Origin of the sequence: Legionella sp. 39-23 (assembly GCF_001897665.1) — a bacterium.
Taxonomy (GTDB): domain Bacteria; phylum Pseudomonadota; class Gammaproteobacteria; order Legionellales; family Legionellaceae; genus Legionella; species Legionella steelei.
Window position 1 is genome coordinate 65,009 of record NZ_MKTO01000002.1, and the last position, 17,241, is coordinate 82,249.

Here is a 17,241-nt window from a genome sequence, read left to right on the forward strand (position 1 = left end):
TCTCTCCTAATGAAACAATTTACTTCTCAATTACACCCATGATGTCGTCTTCACGCATCACAACCAGTTCTTTCCCGTCGATTTTCACTTCAGTACCTGAGTATTTGCCAAATAGAACAACATCACCCACTTTTACTGCTAAAGCGCGAACATCACCGTTGTCTAATATCTTACCAGCACCAACAGCAACGATTTCACCACGCATTGGTTTTTCAGTAGCGCTATCTGGAATAACAATACCACCTGCTGTAGTACGTTCTTCTTCCATACGACGAACAACAACTCGATCGTGTAAAGGACGAATTTTCATGCTTCTATCTCCTGATTAATTAATCTTTAAAGTCAATTTGCAATGTTACTGACTGACATATGGGGGCTAGGAAAGGAGTTTCAAGGGTAAAAATAAAAAAAATTTTAGCTTTAATTTTTTTCACACCATACAATGTTCTGATATAGTTACAATATATATTAAGCCTCCTGCACCCAGACTACATTTATTATAAAGGTTTCATAATGAGAAAATGGTTTTTATTGTTGCTTTGTTTTATAACCACATTTGCTCTGCATGCAAACCCGCTTCCTGCTGCAGAAGTATTTCATGTCAATGTCACTACGGTGGATCCTAATACGTTCGCCATCAATTTTCAGATAAAACCCAATTATTTTCTTTATAGTGAACGTATTAAATTAAGTACCAAACCCAACAGTGCAATTCAATTAGGTACTCTTCGGCTTCCTCCTACAGAGAAAAAAGTAGATAAGCAAGGACATGTGTATACCGTCTATCGCAATCAAATCACCATTCCTGTAGGTATTTTAGGAAATAAACCTGGAAAAGCTTTAGTTGATTTACACTATCAAGGATGCTCAGATGATGGCTTTTGTTATGCACCGGAAATCAAAACGATTCAGCTAACTATTGATGACAGTTTGGCTTTAACACAAGCGAGCCTGGAGCAACCAAGCAATACTCAGCCAGCTGTCACCGAAGAACCTCAAAACGATGGAATCACAAAAGTCTTCTCAAGCAACAACTGGCTCCTCATTTTGATTACTTTTTATGGTTTTGGTTTGCTGTTATCGTTTACGCCATGTATCTTACCTATGGTTCCAGTTTTATCTGGAATTATTGTTGGTCATGGTAAGACCATTACGACGAGAAAAGCTTTTTTCCTTTCATTAAGCTATGTGCTCAGCATGTCAATTACCTATGCAATCATTGGTGCTGTAGTTGCTTTACTGGGCGCCAATCTGCAAATTAGCATGCAATCACCATGGGCTATAGGTGTATTTAGCCTGATTTTTTTGCTATTGGCGTTATCCATGTTTGGATTTTATGAATTCAAGTTACCGCATTCCTGGCAAGCAAAAATACATGGTTCCAGCAACCAAAGAGGTGGCCACTATGTTGGGGCCGCAATCATGGGCTGTTTATCTACCCTAATCCTTTCACCTTGTGTTACAGCACCATTAATTGGGGTATTAACTTACATTGCCCAAACCGGAAATATTCTTTTAGGCTGTCTGACCTTATTTGTTTTAGGCCTGGGAATGGGAACCCCCTTACTTCTCATTGGTACTTCTGCTGGTCGTTGGTTGCCTGAAACAGGCAGTTGGATGAATACCATCAAAGCGCTGTTTGGTATTATTTTTATTGCTGTTGCCATTGAGCTCATTTCGCGAATTGCGCCCCCCTTAGTCCGAATGATCTTATGGGCCAGTTTGCTTATTTTTTCAGGAATTTACTGCGGTGCGCTCACTTATTCAGCAACACATCGCGAAAAGTTCAATCAAGGAATGGGGCTCATTCTACTAGTCTATGGTTTCTTGATTTTGGTTGGCGCCAGTATGGGGGCAAGCAATCCGTTACAACCTTTAACCACGGCACAATCAGCAAATGCAGTACCAGTTAACGCTCCTGTTAAAACACTACAAAAACAGAATCTAAGCATCATAAAAGAAGCTTTAGCTGATGCTGAAGGCACACCGGTGATGCTTGATTTTTATGCTGACTGGTGTACATCCTGCAAAGTTATGGAAGCAACAACGTTTAAAGACCCTCGTGTACAAAAAGCTTTAGCTCGTTTTACAGTCATTAAAGTAGATGTCACAACAAACACAACGGAAAATAAAGCCCTACTCAAGTACTTTGATGTTGTGGCACCGCCAACGTTTATATTTTTTGATGCGCAAGGCAAAGAACTGAATAATCTCAAGTTGGTTGGAGAAGTATCTGCAAATAAATTTTTAAAAACGCTAAAACAAATAGACTGAAATGAAACAGCTAAAACGCCCTGGCTCAGCTGTCATGCCCCACGCAGGCAGGGAATCCATCCATGGTCTAGCACTATTACTTTGTACCCTCTAATTGCTATGCAATTTAGGTTCTTTATCTTGATGAAACAGAGCCTCCATTTTCGGGCTGCCTCCAAAATATTGGCTGTTTGCCATTGTGTAAACGTCCATATTATTTATCAATCCCCCCTAGCCTGATTGCTTGCAACCAGGGCCTCTTCTACCGTTATTTTTCGAGCATGCTTACAGTCAGGCATATGTTCACGTAAAAAAATGATACTCCAATAATTTTATCCCTAATCCTGTCGACAAAAATACTCAATAAGAGGTATAATTCGTTCACTTTTTTTACAGTTAGAGTTTTATGAATCATAAAGTAGGTTTTGTTAGCCTGGGTTGTCCCAAAGCGCTGGTAGATTCCGAACGCATTATTACCCAGTTGCGTGCACAGGGATATGAATTAGTGTCCAGTTATCAAGATGCAGGTGTTGTAGTAATTAATACCTGTGGGTTTATTGATAGCGCCGTTAAAGAGTCTCTGGATACTATTAAAGAAGCAATGGCCGAAAACGGACGTGTTATTGTTACGGGTTGTCTAGGTGCCAAAGCCGAGATCATCAAAGAGGCGTGCCCTGATGTGCTGCATATTAGCGGCGCACATGCCTATGAAGAAGTCGTTAATGCAGTTCATCAGCACCTGCCTCCCCCTGCAGATCCTTTTACGCAACTGATTCCACCACAGGGCATTAAATTAACGCCACGCCATTATGCCTACTTAAAAATATCTGAAGGCTGCAATCAAAAATGTACGTTTTGCATTATTCCTACCATGCGTGGAAAATTGCAAAGTTACCCAATGGCACAAGTATTAACTGAAGCTCAAAAATTAAAAGATGCAGGTGTTAATGAAATTTTAGTGATTTCCCAAGATACAAGCGCTTATGGTGTGGATACCCGTTATCAACCTATAAACTGGAAAGGAAAAGACGTTGACACACGTTTTTACGATTTATGCGAACAATTAGGGGAATTAGGTATTTGGATCCGTCTGCATTATGTATACCCTTACCCACATGTAGATGAGATTATCCCTTTAATGCGAGATGGGCTGATTCTTCCATATTTAGATATCCCATTACAACACGCTAATTCACGAGTGCTTAAAGCAATGAAGCGACCTGCAAGTAGTGAAAATACTTTGCTGCGTATCGCTTCCTGGCGAGAAATTTGCCCGGATATTACATTACGTTCGACCTTTATTGTCGGCTTTCCTGGAGAAACAGAAGCAGAGTTTGAGGAATTACTCGACTTTCTTGAGGAAGCTCAATTAGATCGCGTGGGATGTTTCAAATACTCTCCTGTTGAAGGCGCGAAAGCGAATGAGTTAAGCGACCCAGTGCCAGAGGAAGTTAAAGAAGAGCGCTACCATCGCTTCATGCAATTACAAGCAGAAATTAGCCGTGATAAATTAGAGAATAAAATTGGCGGTGTGCAAACCGTATTAATTGATGAGGTCAATTCAGAGCAAATTATTGCACGCAGTCAAAGCGACGCACCAGAAATCGATGGTCTCGTTATTTTGCCACCAACTCCTGGCATTAAAGTGGGCTCTTTTGCTGAGGTCGTTATTACCGATAGTGATGATTATGATCTCTATGCAGAATTCACAAATATAGCCAGTTAACTTGATACCTGGGTTTCGCTGCGATATATCCAGGCTACATTTATTATTGTAGCCTGGGTGCAAGCGAAGCCGTAACCCGGGTTCTTTATATCGATTTACTGCAATTGATTAAAAAGTTCTTTACACACGCTCAATATCTCATCCTGCATATTTTTTTGGCTCATCACTCCTGGACGCAGTAAATTCTGATGCAATAATTTATGGTGTTTCTTATATGCTTTCTTTAAAAGGCTATAGTGTTCTTTGCTTAGAACGCCTGCTAATAACAAATGCTGGAGTTGGCTTAATGTATGTGTATAACGAGCTAAAGAAGGATCACCCAAATGTAGGATTAAAAACTGTACTAAAAATTCCAAATCCAGTAACCCTTCAGAAATAGGATTCCTATCTTGGTATTGCTCCATTTTGGATCGCATCGCCAATACATCTTGCAGTAGTGTCGGTTTGTCACGCGCCAACAACAAAACTGATTTTTTTAACTGTATAAAGGTATGTCTAATCCGACTATGTCCGCTGAGAATGCGTGCTTTTAATAAGGCCTGATGTTCCCATGTCCATGCTTGATTTTTTTGGTATTCGACAAAGGCATCAACATGACTTACCAATAACCCGGCTGCTCCAGAAGGCCTAAGACGCGTATCTACCGTATACAAAACCCCAGACTGAGAGCGAGTAGTTAGCATATGTAAAATTTTTTGCGTTAAACGAGTAATCAATGCCTCCTCAGACAGTGGTGCCGAATGCAAAAACACCAAATCCAAATCAGAAGCATAATTCATTTCACGACTACCTAATTTTCCATAAGCAATAATTGCAAAGAGGGTTTTTACCTGCTGCATTTCCGGATATCGCATACACAATTGCTCACTGGCAATGATTAATACCTGGTTGACAATGACTTGAGCCACATCAGACAAAAATTGACCAATGCGTACGGCATTGCAAAAGCCATAAAGTTCTGCTCGTGCTGCCATTAACCAATTAGTTAACTTAAATTGACGCAGTATTTCTTCTTGTACTTCAACATCATGATGATGGGTTAATCTTTCAACTAATAGTCCTTGTAACTGATGCAATGATTGCGGGCGCCATTCTTCGTCCTGATCCAACAGGACTTCCAACAAAAAAGGTTGGTTCACTAATAAAGAGGTAATAAATGGACTTTGCGCAAACCAAAATAATAATTCAGTTAAAACCTGAGGATTCTCCGTTAACAAAGCAAGATAAGCGCTGCGACCTACTATATTTTCGAGTAAATGCATCACCTGCAATAACACTTCATCCGTTTTTTCAACATGCGTCAGTTCCGCAAGCAACATCACCATAAATCGGTCCAAACGCATACGCGCGCCTTGCGTAAGACGTCGGCAGCGAGGGCTGTGACGGAAAGAATGAATCATTTGATAGCAATGTGACGCATTTGCGAAACCTAAACTAGTAAGCAAATTAATTGCCATACTGGTTTCGACATGCCCTTGCCAAAGGCTAGCTAATTGATTTGCTAATAATCTTTTCTCATCTTCATAATCTTTGACCTTACCAAGCACTGAATGAAACGCATAACTAATAATGCGTTGATATTTATGCAATTTATTAAGCAAATCCTCCCAAGACAAATAGCCCATAGCCAAAATAATTTGTTCTTGTTTCACCAGATCTTCGGGTAAAGAGTGGGTTTGCTGATCATTTAAACTCTGAAGTGTATTTTCGAGTTTACGTAAAAACAAATAAGCTTGTTTTAAAGCATCGGTGTGCGGTAATAATTGTTCTCGCTTTAAAACAGTAAGTGCGAGCAGAGCATTTTGTACTTGTAATTGCGGTAAACGACCACCACGAATTAACTGAAAATTTTGAATAACAAACTCGACTTCCCTGATCCCGCCTTTGCCACGCTTTATATCATCTAATCGTGGATTTAATTGCACTTCCCGCTCAATCATAGCCTTCATACTACGTAATGATTCAATCACACTAAAATCCACATAGCGTCTGTAAACAAATGGTACAATCAAACGCTCAAACCAGGGGAGCACCTCATCCGCTGTTTCAGTAATAACCCGTGCCTTCACCATAGCATAGCGTTCCCAATCACGACCCTGCTCTTGGTAATAAGTTTCCATTGCAGCCAAGCTAGAAACCAGTGGGCCACTGTCTCCATTGGGGCGTAAGCGTATATCGACTCGAAAAACAAAGCCATCAGGAGTTACATTTTGTAACGTCTGCACGAACTGTTGTACTAAGCGACTAAAATAGTGCTGATTATCGATGCGCTCCTCACCATCAGTTTCTCCCACCACTGTATAGGCAAAAATGAGATCAATATCTGAGGAGTAATTTAACTCTCTACCTCCTAATTTCCCCATGGCTAGAGTAAATAATTCGACTTCATTTCCTTTTTCATCGCGTGGAACACCATAACGCCGGGATAATTCCAGTTTGCAATAATTGATTGCATGCAAAATAAGCGCATCAGCGCAATCAGACCATGCACGCATAACCTGTGCCGTACTGGCAATATCTGCTAGTTCAAGAAGAAGTAACCGCAAAAAATGGGTGTTACGAAATTGCCGCAATGTACGAAAATAAGCCGCCTGAGGCAAACTAAATGACACGGCCTGCAAACAGTGAAAATAATCCTCTCGAGACAACAAAGAACGACATTCATCATCTTGGAGTAATGTTTTTAATAATTGAATCTGTCGACATGCATAATCACTAACAAGGAGTAGCTCGATGACCTTGTCATGCAGGGGGTGTTGTAAATCCGCCAGATGTTTTTCAATGAACCATGCTTTTGATTCCAATAGCTTAGGGATTTCCATTTGCATAAATTTTATATTTTTCATTCCCAAAATTAATACTCTCGTTATAATCTATAAAAATCAATAATAATTTCATATTAAAAATGACTCGATTAATTCTCATTGCATTTATTTGTTTCACATCATCACTGTTTGCCCTAGGCGAACCACTCAATGTAGGGATTGAAAGTTTTGACCCGCCATTCGTCATGCAAGGAACCCACAAAGAAGCCTATGGCTTTGATGTGGATATGATGAACAATCTATGCAAAATTATGAATAGAACGTGCGTCTTTCATGTCATGCGTTTTGATAAATTAATTGATGCAGTGGCTAACAATAAATTAGATGTTGCAGTCAGCTCAATCACGATTACTAATGAACGTGCAAAAATAGTCAATTTCAGCTTACCCTATCTACTCAGTTACTCTCGATTTTTAGGAAAACGATCCAATTCAAAAGAACCGTTTAGCCTGGATCTTTTAAACAAGAAACGAATAGGATTAGAAACCGGTACTGTATTTTTAGAACAACTAAAGCAAATGGGCGTTAATAATCCTAATGTTAAGGAATATTCCGGTATTGAGGACCAACTCGCAGCCTTGAGCAATGGCGCTGTAGACATCATTCTAATGGACAATGCGACCGCTATTTATTGGGCATCTAACTCTGGAGATATGTTTCAATTAATGGGACCGCCCTATATGTATGGATATGGTTATGGAATAGTCATTAATCCTGCTAATGCAGACTTATTAACGCAGCTAAACCAAGCACTAGTCCAATTTCAAAATTCCGATGAATACAAACAAAATTACAATAAGTATTTGTTTGAATTCTAAAAAATAACCTGGGTGCAAAGCCAACGAGGCCGAAACCCGGGTTTCGCTGCGCCGCACCCAGGCTAGAAGTAGATTTATGAATAGAGCATTTAGTAGATTATCCCCTAAGGGACCGAGAAAATTTAATGCAATGTTTGTCCCTGAGTCAAACAACGCGTGATAATTTGCCGAGTTACAAAGTCACCCTGGCTCACGCCATACATTGAATTAAAATGCTTTGCTAAAACGATAACCCAACCAGACAAACGAAAATCCATTTTTTTCTCCGCTTGATCCACAACAATTTCAAAAAGACCTAACGAATCACTTTCACGTTCACTAGCGTACTCTTCCATAATCACGCGGGCAGCTTGTAAATCTTTGTCTCTGGTAGGCCAGTTTTGACTCATATTATTCTTCCTAAAAAGCATGATTAGCTTTCTGTAATTTGGCTATCATAATTGAGATAACCTCCAAATTACAAGTGCTGAAATAAAGACACATTGTCTCATATTTTGACCAAATTTTCAAGATACAAAGCATTCTGGAAAACCTGAACGTGAGCTTATTAAGAACCACAATCTTAAAAAAATCGATTTGAATGCAAACTCTTTAGTTTAACATCATGGAATGTTTTTCCAAGACAGCATATGATATACCTATTCGCCCAAATTAGAAAAATACTCTATGACTTATCATATTTTACCCTCGATTTTGTCTGCTGATCTCACGTGCCTAGGCAACGAAGTAGAAGCCGTTATGAATGCAGGAGCTGATTTCATACATTTTGATGTAATGGATAATCATTATGTTCCCAATCTAACATTTGGCCCTGCTTTCTGTGAGGCCTTGCTCAAACGTTTCCCTAAACTTCCCATCGATGTCCATCTCATGGCTGAACCTGTAGATACATTAATTGAGGCATTTGGGAAAGCAGGAGCAAAACGAATTAGTATTCACCCCGATGCAACAATACATTTGGATCGCAGCTTAAAATTGATAAAAGATTTAGGATGTGAGGCAGGACTTGTATTAAATCCAGCAACCCCTATTGAGGTGCTGACATGGTGCGCCCATAAACTCGATTTTGTATTGGTAATGACCGTAAATCCTGGTTTTGGCGGGCAAAAAATTATCACGGAAATTATCGATAAAATCCCTCAAATTCGTAAACTCTATCCCCACATTGATCTGTGTGTCGATGGTGGAGTAACCATAGAAAATATTGCTACTTTAGCCCGTGCAGGAGCAAACCAATTTGTAGCCGGTGCTGCGGTATTCAAAAGCAAAAATTATAAAGAAACAATTGACTCCATGCGCCAACAATTGGACTCTGTTACCAAAGGTTAGATTGAGCCAATATGAATGATTTTAAACGAATCTAAACCCACGTCATCACGAGCACAGCAAGGGATGACATGGTAGCAAATATCAATGGACCTTAATGAAGATAAGTTATGAAAAAAGTTATTTTACTCTTTTGCAGCATTATTAGTTCCCAGACGTGCATTGCGCTCTCAGGTGAAGCGTACATGGAACGTTTTAACACTTATTTGTCTTTTAGCCAAAATCTTCCTACAACTACGCCCAGTACCGCATTTTTGGATTTTATTAAAGGAACCACTCCTTTATCCACGAAACTACGCGAAAAATGGTTGTATGAATTAGCCAGAAACAAGGATTGGACGAGCTTTAGCCAATACTACCAACCTTCTAATGATTTGAATCTTGCTTGTTATGAACAAATAGCAAACTACAACACGGGCAAGCAGCAAGAGGCATTAAAAGCGTCCATTCCACTGTGGTTAAGCGGTGATTCAATGCCTCCTTCATGCAATAGTTTATTTGACTTGCTTTTGAAAGATAATAATTTTAATCAAAATTTAATTACACACCGAATTAACTTGGCTTTAGATAGGCGCAATATCCAACTCGCCCGATATTTGTTAAAGCAATACAAAACACCCCATGCATCTGAGTTAAATGCTTTAAACGTTGTGTATCAAAACCCAGCAAACATCAGCAAGCTAAATCCAGGCGGATTAAATAGTGAGATCTACCTTTATGGCCTTAAACGAATGGTCTCTATTAATATGGATAAAGCACTGACGCTATGGCAACAAAGTAAAACGCAAAAAATGCTTAATCAAGCACAACAACAAGCTTTTTTAGCCCATGTAGCACTTTATAGAGCCATGCGCAATCACGAAGACGCTTTGCAATGGTTCGCCAAAGTAAAACCTCAATATTACAATGATGTTTTACTGGACTGGCAAATACGTTTTGCATTAAAACGCAAAAACTGGGCACAAGTTACCGCATTAATTAATGATTCAAAACATAAAGATGAACCGTGTTGGCAATATTGGCTAGCACGTTCTTTAGAAGAACAAGGAAAAAAAGCAGAAGCAAAAGCAATTTATGAGCCTTTAGCGAAAAACAGACAATATTATGGCTTTCTTGCCAGTCTTCGCCTCAATAAAACGCCCAGTTTTACCAATGAAAATCCAACAACAAATCTGGATGTATTGAAGCCCTACCAAGCATTTATTGATCAAATTCAGACACTCTACTTGAACAAACAAACGCTACAAGCATCGCGCTTACTTAATGATTTTATTAGTGAGCTGCCTAAAGATGAGGCAAGCGCTCTGGTTTATTGGATTGATCAGAAGCTGCAATGGCATGGGAAATCTGTTTACTTAAGTAATAACGAGACCCTAAATAATCAACTGTCGTTAAGATTTCCTTTGGCTTATAAAGACAGCATTTCCCTCTACTCTAAAAAATATGCTGTTGCTCCAGAGTTTATTTACGCCATTATTCGTCAGGAAAGTGGCTTTAGAGATGACGCAACATCTTCAGTAGGCGCTCGCGGTTTAATGCAAGTCATGCCTTATACTGCCAGGGTGGTCTCCAAAGCAGATAAAATTCCATATAATGATCAAAAGCAGTTATTTCTGTCCCAAAAGAACATCAATATTGGCGTGGCGTATTTAAAACAACTTAAAAAACGATTCGACAATCACCCGATCCTCATTGCTGCAGCATACAATGCAGGGCCCAAACAAGTCGTTTATTGGTTAAGGACGCACCCACCTAAAGAAATTGATGTATGGATAGAAACCCTACCTTGGCAAGAAACACGGAATTACCTAAAAAATATTATGGCTTTTTATGTAGTGTACCAATATCGTCTGGGTCAAAAACCTAATATGGGTAATTTCTTAGAGCCATTATAATGATGATGTTTTGTAGCCTGGGTGAAGCATAGCGAAAACCCGGGTTATGAAAGCATGATTCTTATTCGAATCCTCGGGTTACGGCTTCGCCTCTACCCAGGCTAGAAAGCGCGATACATAGAGAGCGCTGTAAAAATTTATTGTATCACAAGAAATTAGTAAGTTAGTGTCTACCTATCAAGTCCCATTCTACTGGGTCCTGATTACAATATCTTCTCTTTACCGCCCAATAATCGATCAAATAATGAATAATTTGATCTATAATTATACAATTAAGATGGAATTGGTAATACAATTATTGTATGCCTTAAGGGCGATTTTTATGATAAAGACTACCTGCTCTATGTGTCTCTTAGGAACAATGCTTATTTTAAACGGATGCGCTCCAACCGCTTATGTTGTTGGAACCTCAAATCCACCAGCCAACTACACATTTACTCGTGGATATAATCCCCCACAAGCAGCTTATCCCGATGTCCCCTTAGATGCCAACACCTCAATAGATAGCAATGCGATTGTCCAACAGGAAAATGCGATTAACGCCATGAATGACTCTATTGCCATTACACAACAGCAAAACGCGGCCGCACAACAGCAAGCAATTCAACAACAAATGAATATAATGGCACTACCTCGATAAATAGAGGCAGCTGCAATCATTAAGATAAATTAGGATGCAAACAGAAACACTGCTTGCGGATTAAGAGAGACTTACAGATGCAGCGCATTGATTTTCAAAAATATGATGGTAACGTATTATGCTATTGAACCCTTCAACATCTGCATCAGACAATTCTGTTTGAGCCACTAAGCACAACATCATTTCCAATTCATCCTCATCGAACTCAGTAAGCAAAGGAAGTCGGCTTAATTCGTCAATGACTTCTTCACGATTTAATATATTATCTTTTTGACAGACTATTTCAAAATTTTCTTCATTTAACTGATCCGCACGATGCAAAATTTTCATAAAGTGAAATGCACCAATACCTAATTGACTTACTATGGCTAAACATTCAGGATTAGAGAAATTAATAAATTGTGCATCACGTAATAACAAAATATTTTTAGCGAAGATATTAGCATTTTTCGGATTTGCTTCGAGCATCGCAAAATAGTCAGGGAATAGCGAGTGTTCTGCAATAAGCTTTGTAGCTCCTTCATAAATTCTATCGATATATGCTTCTTGTCTTAGAAGAATATCTACCATCTCAGGGTAAAAGAGGTTGTTTTCCAATACTAAATCAAGCAAATTAATAACCGTATCCATACGCTCTGCCGTAATTGAGACAGCATTAAGTTTCTCTACTAAAGCGGAGCTCTCATAGGCGCGTTCTTGAAGATTAATCAACAATTGCGAAATCTTGTGTGCTTGTGCAGGATAAGCAAGCAATAATTTAAAAATATCAGGATCAAGCAAATCTCCCTGTGTTAAATCACGTACGCTTTGAGCAACAGCTTCATCAAATGGAGCCGCATTAAATAAAAGCGGCATTGAAAGAGTTCTGGGATCAATATTTACTTCTTTTTTTATCAATTCCAGCAAATTGACCACTCTACCAATTTGAGAAATATTATTTGCAATGAGTCGAGCAAGTCCATCAGTCAAGTCAATTTCGAGCTCTTTAAGGACCTTAAATAAAGAAATCAAACGGTTACCATAATCAGGGTTTGCTTCAAGAAGAGCTATCATTTGTGGATCATTTCCTAGATTTAATTTTCTCAAACGTTCCACAAAGGAAGCACCAGGTGAATTAGTTATTGCTGTGGCGGTACCAGGTTTTAAGCTGGTAATCATTCTATTTGTACTACTGTCTGTCACAGTCATAACTGTCCCTTAATTGATCTCTAAGGGCATAAATATAACACAAATGAGTGTATTAAAGCAATTTTGCATGGGTTACAAATGGGGTGTAATTGTTAAAACATGCTTTTGGATCATTTCGATCAATTCATTGCAATCGGTATCAGAACCAGGTTCTTTAGTTATTAAAATCAACATTTGTTCTAACTCGCCTTTCTCAAATGCAACGAATAGAGGAAGATTACTTAAAGATTCGATGACTTCAGGTTTATTCAGTATCGGATTATGCTGGCACACTTTTTTATAATGCTCTGCATCTAAGATACCTGCTTGCTGCAAGTGCATCAACAAATGAAACGCGCCAGCTCCCAATCTACTTGCAATTAAAAGATCCTCTGTTTTTTTATAATCAATGAGTGAGGTGCTATGTAGTAGCAAAATAATATTAGCGAGAATATTGGCATTTTTTGGCGCTTTTCCGATGGTATCTAAATAACTTGCTGCCAACTTATTTTCTACGGCAAGCTTTTTCGCTCCCTCATAAATATTACTTATATGCTCTTGCTGAGCTAAAAAAATGTCCAAACATTCGCTGTAATAGAGATTTTTATTTAAAAGTAGAGTAAGCAACTCAATCACTGTATTCATTTTTTTTGAATGAAATTTACCCAGCTTTTCAACTATTTTTTCAGTAGGATAAGCATGTGCTTGAAAGTTAATGATTAAATCAGCAAGTAAGTACGATTGCTCAGGATAAGAAAACATTAGTTTTAAATTGGCTGTACCAATTGCATTATGAGCGATAAGTTGACGAATCCCATGAATGAGAGTGGTTTCTGACTTTGCAACTTGAAACAAAACCTCGGGTGCAATAATTGCAGTGTCAATGCCAGCTTCATGCATAAACTCTAATAGATGAACCACATAGCCCGCATTAGCAGCGTTACTTGCAATAGTCTTATGGAGTTTATCATTAAGCGCAATATTATATTTTTTTAATGCCTTGAATAAAGAAGTCAATCGATTCAGATATTGAGGATTCGCTTCAAGAGTGTGCATCATGTCTTCATCAGGCTCTAAACCTAATTGACTTAAGCGTGCCATGATTTTACTTCTCGCTTCAGTTACTTGATTAAACTTAATATATGCCATATACCGCCTCACTATCCTGTGTCGTTTGACAGCTATAAAAAATCTTTATCTATTATTTCTGATTTTATCATCAAAAGGGGCACCAAGGTCAAAATATTATCAAATAAATATATTTTAAATACCCTATATGAAGAAATAACGACAATGGCCCGCTGTCAGAAGCATAGTCCTATACCCTATTTATCTAGCTACCTGCAACACTCACACCACAAAGTGATCAATTTACATTCAATAAAGACGCTTAATAGTCACTTAATATTCTTTTTGTATAATTGCCAACATTAAGTAAGCTGTGTACTAGGTTATCCAATTAAACAATAAAAGTACTTAATGGTTGCTTAATATTAATTATGTATAATCGGAAAACATTAGGTTCGATAATCACCTATGTTTCTAAATATAATTTATAAGGACCTTGATTATATTTTTATATTTAAAAAATATTCTATGGGGAGATTCTTATGGGCGCCAACAGCGAAATTGTTAGAAAACAGATTGCAGATCTTAGGGATTACACAGACACAGTTGCAGCAGTTCATTTATTAAAAGAAGTTGTAACCAACGGAGCAGTGGTTACAGTAGGTTCAGCAAAAGAGATTATTGCTGTAGAAAACTCAAAAAAGGATCCTAAGATTGGAAATGTTGTCAAAGCAATTTTGGCAAAAGCAGGCAAGCCCGGAGAAGAAAGAAGCCAATGGACTAAGAAAGCAGACGAAAAGTTACATCTTGAAGCTGCGATTACAATTGGTGGTGCTGTATATACAGTAGATTTTACTTACGATGGTATCAAAGACGAGCAACAAGAATACACGGTTAAAATAACCAGCAAATTAGATGCAGAAGTGAGCAGAGGTAAATTATTCTTCGATCATGACCATTCCGCCACTGTTAAATTAACCTATGATAGAGTAGGTGATCTTCACGCAGTAACTAAGAAAGGTTTAGCTGTTGATACTAAATCGTTTGTTCCTCATGCATATCAAAATGAAATATTAGCCAAATTTTCTGATAGCTTGGCCGCAGGAAAAGAACAACGTCTTGCCGTCATGGGAACAGGTTCAGGCAAAAGTATTGTAATGGCAGGTATTGCACAGGCAGTTGGGCGCACGGTCATGATTGTTCCTGATAAGACACTAGTTGATCAGCAATCATCTGAAACCCAAAAAATGTTAGGTGCAGGTAAGGTCGGAGGCAGCACACATGTTCCTACCGTATTTACTTTGGAAACGATTAAACCCAACGTTGATGTGGATTGGGACGGTTTGAAGGACGATTTAAGTGACATGGAAGAGGAAGACAAACAAAAAATTAGAGCATATTTTGCCAAAGTAATTGCAGGTACTGAGCATTTTGATCAAGTTGTTTTGCAGGCGGAACATCCATTATTCAAGATCATCGCTGGCGAAATAAAAGATTCAATGGTGTTAATTGATGAAAGCCATCGCCATACATTTACTGAAGAAGATACACAAATTTTGCAAAGATTGAAAGCTCGCAATTCAATTCTAGCATTAACAGCGACACCAACTTCGAAATTGTATGATCTCTTTACTGGTACGCCTTTAGATGATTTAAGTCTTGGTGCTGCAATTGAGTTAGGAACAATTCGTCCGATTAAGCCTGAAGTAGCTTATTTAGAAGAAAAAGATTTGATTGATCAAGCAGTGATTCATTACTTTGATGATTATTATCTCCAAGAGGGAATGGTTGGTTATGTTGATCCGGTCGAATTAAAAGCACAAATTAAAAAAGCGACAATGGGAATTGAAGACGCTGTGGCGCAACAACAAGCCATTGAACAAGCTTTAGAGTTGAACCGCATTCGTGCTCAACGCAACATGGGTTTTTCTGATGACCAAGCAACTCGTGAGAAATTAGCTGAAACCTATCAGAAGCTTGCGAATGGAGATAGACCTACCCTGGAAAAATATCAAGGGAAAGTAGCAGAGCTCCGCAAAGAGTCTGAATCTCAAGCAAGAGTGCAATTGGCCAAAAAATTTGGTGCTGTCGATGAACTGGAATTACGTAGACAAGTTCCTTTACGTGCAGTGAATTTAAAAAATGATATCGATATTGAACAACAAAAAGACATTCAAAGAACGGTCAATAGCTTTGCTCTTGCACTTATCTTTAATGAAAAGTTCACTGATATTGCTGAGAAAGACAGATCTCACAAGCTTGATGAATATTTAAAAGAATGCGATGAGCATATCAAGAAATACAAAACAAAAGATGGTGAGATACCTCCTCCGTTTTTAAGCAAGCTTAAAGCCTGTGAAGACGCAGATAGGATAAAATTAAATACAGCTTTGACGAAATTAGGACCACCTATTTCCAAATTGCCTACTGCGCAAAAAGAAGCAATGGTTAAATTAATTTTGGACAGAGCAGAAGCAATGGTAGCTAAGATCAAAACGTCAAATCCTATTTCTGATGTGGTAACTCATGCTACTCCTGTTGATTTAGTTGCCTTAAAAGCAACTGAAGGTTATGCCAGTGCAATTGATATGAAGACGAAACAGTCTATAATCGACGAGCAGCTTGCGCAAATTGAAGTTGGTCTGAGAACACATATTGTTGCAGATGAAGTAATTGCTACAGGTGTGAGTATTCGAGATATCTTAAATGTGCAAGTTATCAATAGTCATTCGCCAGTTGTTGAGTCGAATATCAATGCGATTAACGGAATACTGTCAGGACCTCAGGCAACTGGACGTTGCGTACGAAATAAAGATGTTTCAGCTCGTGCTCAACAATACATTGATAAGCGATATCAAGATAAAGGTCTCGTTCTTACTGTAGATGATATCATTGATCCTAAAGATTCAGCCGCAAAAACAAGAGAAGTGATGCTGAATCGAGAGGAACAAGCAAAAAAAGAGGCGAAAGCGATTGTTACACTGCAAAGTGTAATAAGAGGGTTCCAAACTTTTACCTTGTTCCAACAAAGTGTCCCTTTACATCAAAAGATTGTGGAGCTTTCTCAAAAACTGGAAGTACTCGATGGCCTATTAAAGGACAAAGAAAAAAACAAGAGTACGAAAAAAGAACTTCAGGCTAAAGTTGCCGAAGTAGGTGCTAGTGAATCAGAATCTATTCTTAGGGAACTTGATAGGCTTGAAAAGGAATTAGAAATTGTACCAGGAAGAAAAAAAGGCGCCCAACTTCCAACTGAATATGCTCGCAATCCGGTTCTGTTTTTAACGTGGGTTAAAATAAAACTTAAACAAGCAGAGCTCGAAACGTCAACAACCGTTGTCAAGCAAACTATTCAGGAACTTGGAGAGGAAGTAGAACAACTAGAAAAATCTATAGTTGAACTGAAGCAAGCTATCCAAGAAGGGACTATGCAGTTGAGTAAACTGAAAGAGCAAGAAGCTCGATTGTTAGAACAAATGCAAGAGCTCAACAGACAATTCCAAGTTTAAATAGCTTTAAGTTG

At 38.5% G+C, this 17,241-nt stretch carries 12 protein-coding genes; 7 read left to right on the plus strand and 5 right to left on the minus strand.

The genetic code is table 11. The features are described 5' to 3' along the window. Positions 1–19: 19 nt before the first annotated feature. Positions 20–310 carry a co-chaperone GroES gene (gene groES / locus BGO44_RS00455; RefSeq protein ID WP_058511907.1) on the minus strand — a complete coding sequence of 97 codons (291 nt, stop codon included), beginning with the start codon at positions 308–310 and terminating at the stop codon, positions 20–22. A 203-nt stretch (positions 311–513) separates the two neighbouring features. Here groES and dsbD point away from each other — a divergent pair, with 203 nt between their 5' ends. Together dsbD and rimO are read left to right on the plus strand one after the other, a co-directional pair. Continuing rightward, complete coding sequence (gene dsbD, locus BGO44_RS00460) at positions 514–2,274, plus strand: protein-disulfide reductase DsbD (protein WP_273197549.1); 1,761 nt, start codon at positions 514–516, stop codon at positions 2,272–2,274. A gap of 385 nt (positions 2,275–2,659) precedes the next feature. Continuing rightward, on the plus strand, positions 2,660–3,979 hold the full coding sequence (gene rimO / locus BGO44_RS00465) for a 30S ribosomal protein S12 methylthiotransferase RimO (protein ID WP_273197552.1): 1,320 nt from the start codon (positions 2,660–2,662) through the stop codon (positions 3,977–3,979). 95 nt (positions 3,980–4,074) lie between these two features. Here rimO and glnE read toward each other — a convergent pair whose 3' ends face one another. After that, the gene (gene glnE, locus BGO44_RS00470) at positions 4,075–6,825 is read right to left on the minus strand and encodes a bifunctional [glutamate--ammonia ligase]-adenylyl-L-tyrosine phosphorylase/[glutamate--ammonia-ligase] adenylyltransferase (RefSeq protein WP_273197557.1); all 2,751 of its coding nucleotides are present in this window, start codon (positions 6,823–6,825) and stop codon (positions 4,075–4,077) included. Between the two features lie 59 nt (positions 6,826–6,884). Here glnE and BGO44_RS00475 point away from each other — a divergent pair, with 59 nt between their 5' ends. Beyond that, positions 6,885–7,622, plus strand: coding sequence for a transporter substrate-binding domain-containing protein (locus BGO44_RS00475; RefSeq protein ID WP_058511903.1), 738 nt, complete (start codon positions 6,885–6,887; stop codon positions 7,620–7,622). A gap of 122 nt (positions 7,623–7,744) precedes the next feature. Here the strand turns inward: BGO44_RS00475 and BGO44_RS00480 are convergent, their stop codons facing one another. After that, on the minus strand, positions 7,745–8,011 hold the full coding sequence (locus BGO44_RS00480; RefSeq protein ID WP_058511902.1) for a hypothetical protein: 267 nt from the start codon (positions 8,009–8,011) through the stop codon (positions 7,745–7,747). Positions 8,012–8,288: 277 nt separating this feature from the next. Here BGO44_RS00480 and rpe point away from each other — a divergent pair, with 277 nt between their 5' ends. The 3 genes from rpe to BGO44_RS00495 all read left to right on the plus strand — a co-directional run bounded on the left by rpe (position 8,289) and on the right by BGO44_RS00495 (position 11,483). Further along, a complete protein-coding gene (gene rpe, locus BGO44_RS00485; RefSeq protein WP_058511901.1) occupies positions 8,289–8,951 on the plus strand; it encodes a ribulose-phosphate 3-epimerase in 663 nt (220 codons plus the stop codon). A gap of 107 nt (positions 8,952–9,058) precedes the next feature. Continuing rightward, a complete protein-coding gene (locus BGO44_RS00490; RefSeq protein ID WP_273197562.1) occupies positions 9,059–10,843 on the plus strand; it encodes a transglycosylase SLT domain-containing protein in 1,785 nt (594 codons plus the stop codon). A gap of 322 nt (positions 10,844–11,165) precedes the next feature. Then, positions 11,166–11,483 (plus strand): hypothetical protein, encoded by a 318-nt coding sequence (locus BGO44_RS00495; protein WP_058512457.1) that lies wholly within the window; start codon positions 11,166–11,168, stop codon positions 11,481–11,483. A gap of 60 nt (positions 11,484–11,543) precedes the next feature. On the opposite strand, the gene BGO44_RS00500 is transcribed toward BGO44_RS00495, so the two are convergent. Together BGO44_RS00500 and BGO44_RS00505 are read right to left on the minus strand one after the other, a co-directional pair. After that, positions 11,544–12,671: a hypothetical protein gene (locus tag BGO44_RS00500; RefSeq protein WP_273197566.1), complete on the minus strand. Its 1,128-nt coding sequence runs from the start codon at positions 12,669–12,671 to the stop codon at positions 11,544–11,546. Positions 12,672–12,743: 72 nt separating this feature from the next. Then, positions 12,744–13,799, minus strand: coding sequence for a hypothetical protein (locus tag BGO44_RS00505; protein WP_058511898.1), 1,056 nt, complete (start codon positions 13,797–13,799; stop codon positions 12,744–12,746). A 461-nt stretch (positions 13,800–14,260) separates the two neighbouring features. Between BGO44_RS00505 and BGO44_RS00510 the strand changes: the two genes are divergently transcribed. Then, on the plus strand, positions 14,261–17,227 hold the full coding sequence (locus tag BGO44_RS00510) for a DEAD/DEAH box helicase family protein (protein WP_058511897.1): 2,967 nt from the start codon (positions 14,261–14,263) through the stop codon (positions 17,225–17,227). Positions 17,228–17,241: the final 14 nt, after the last annotated feature.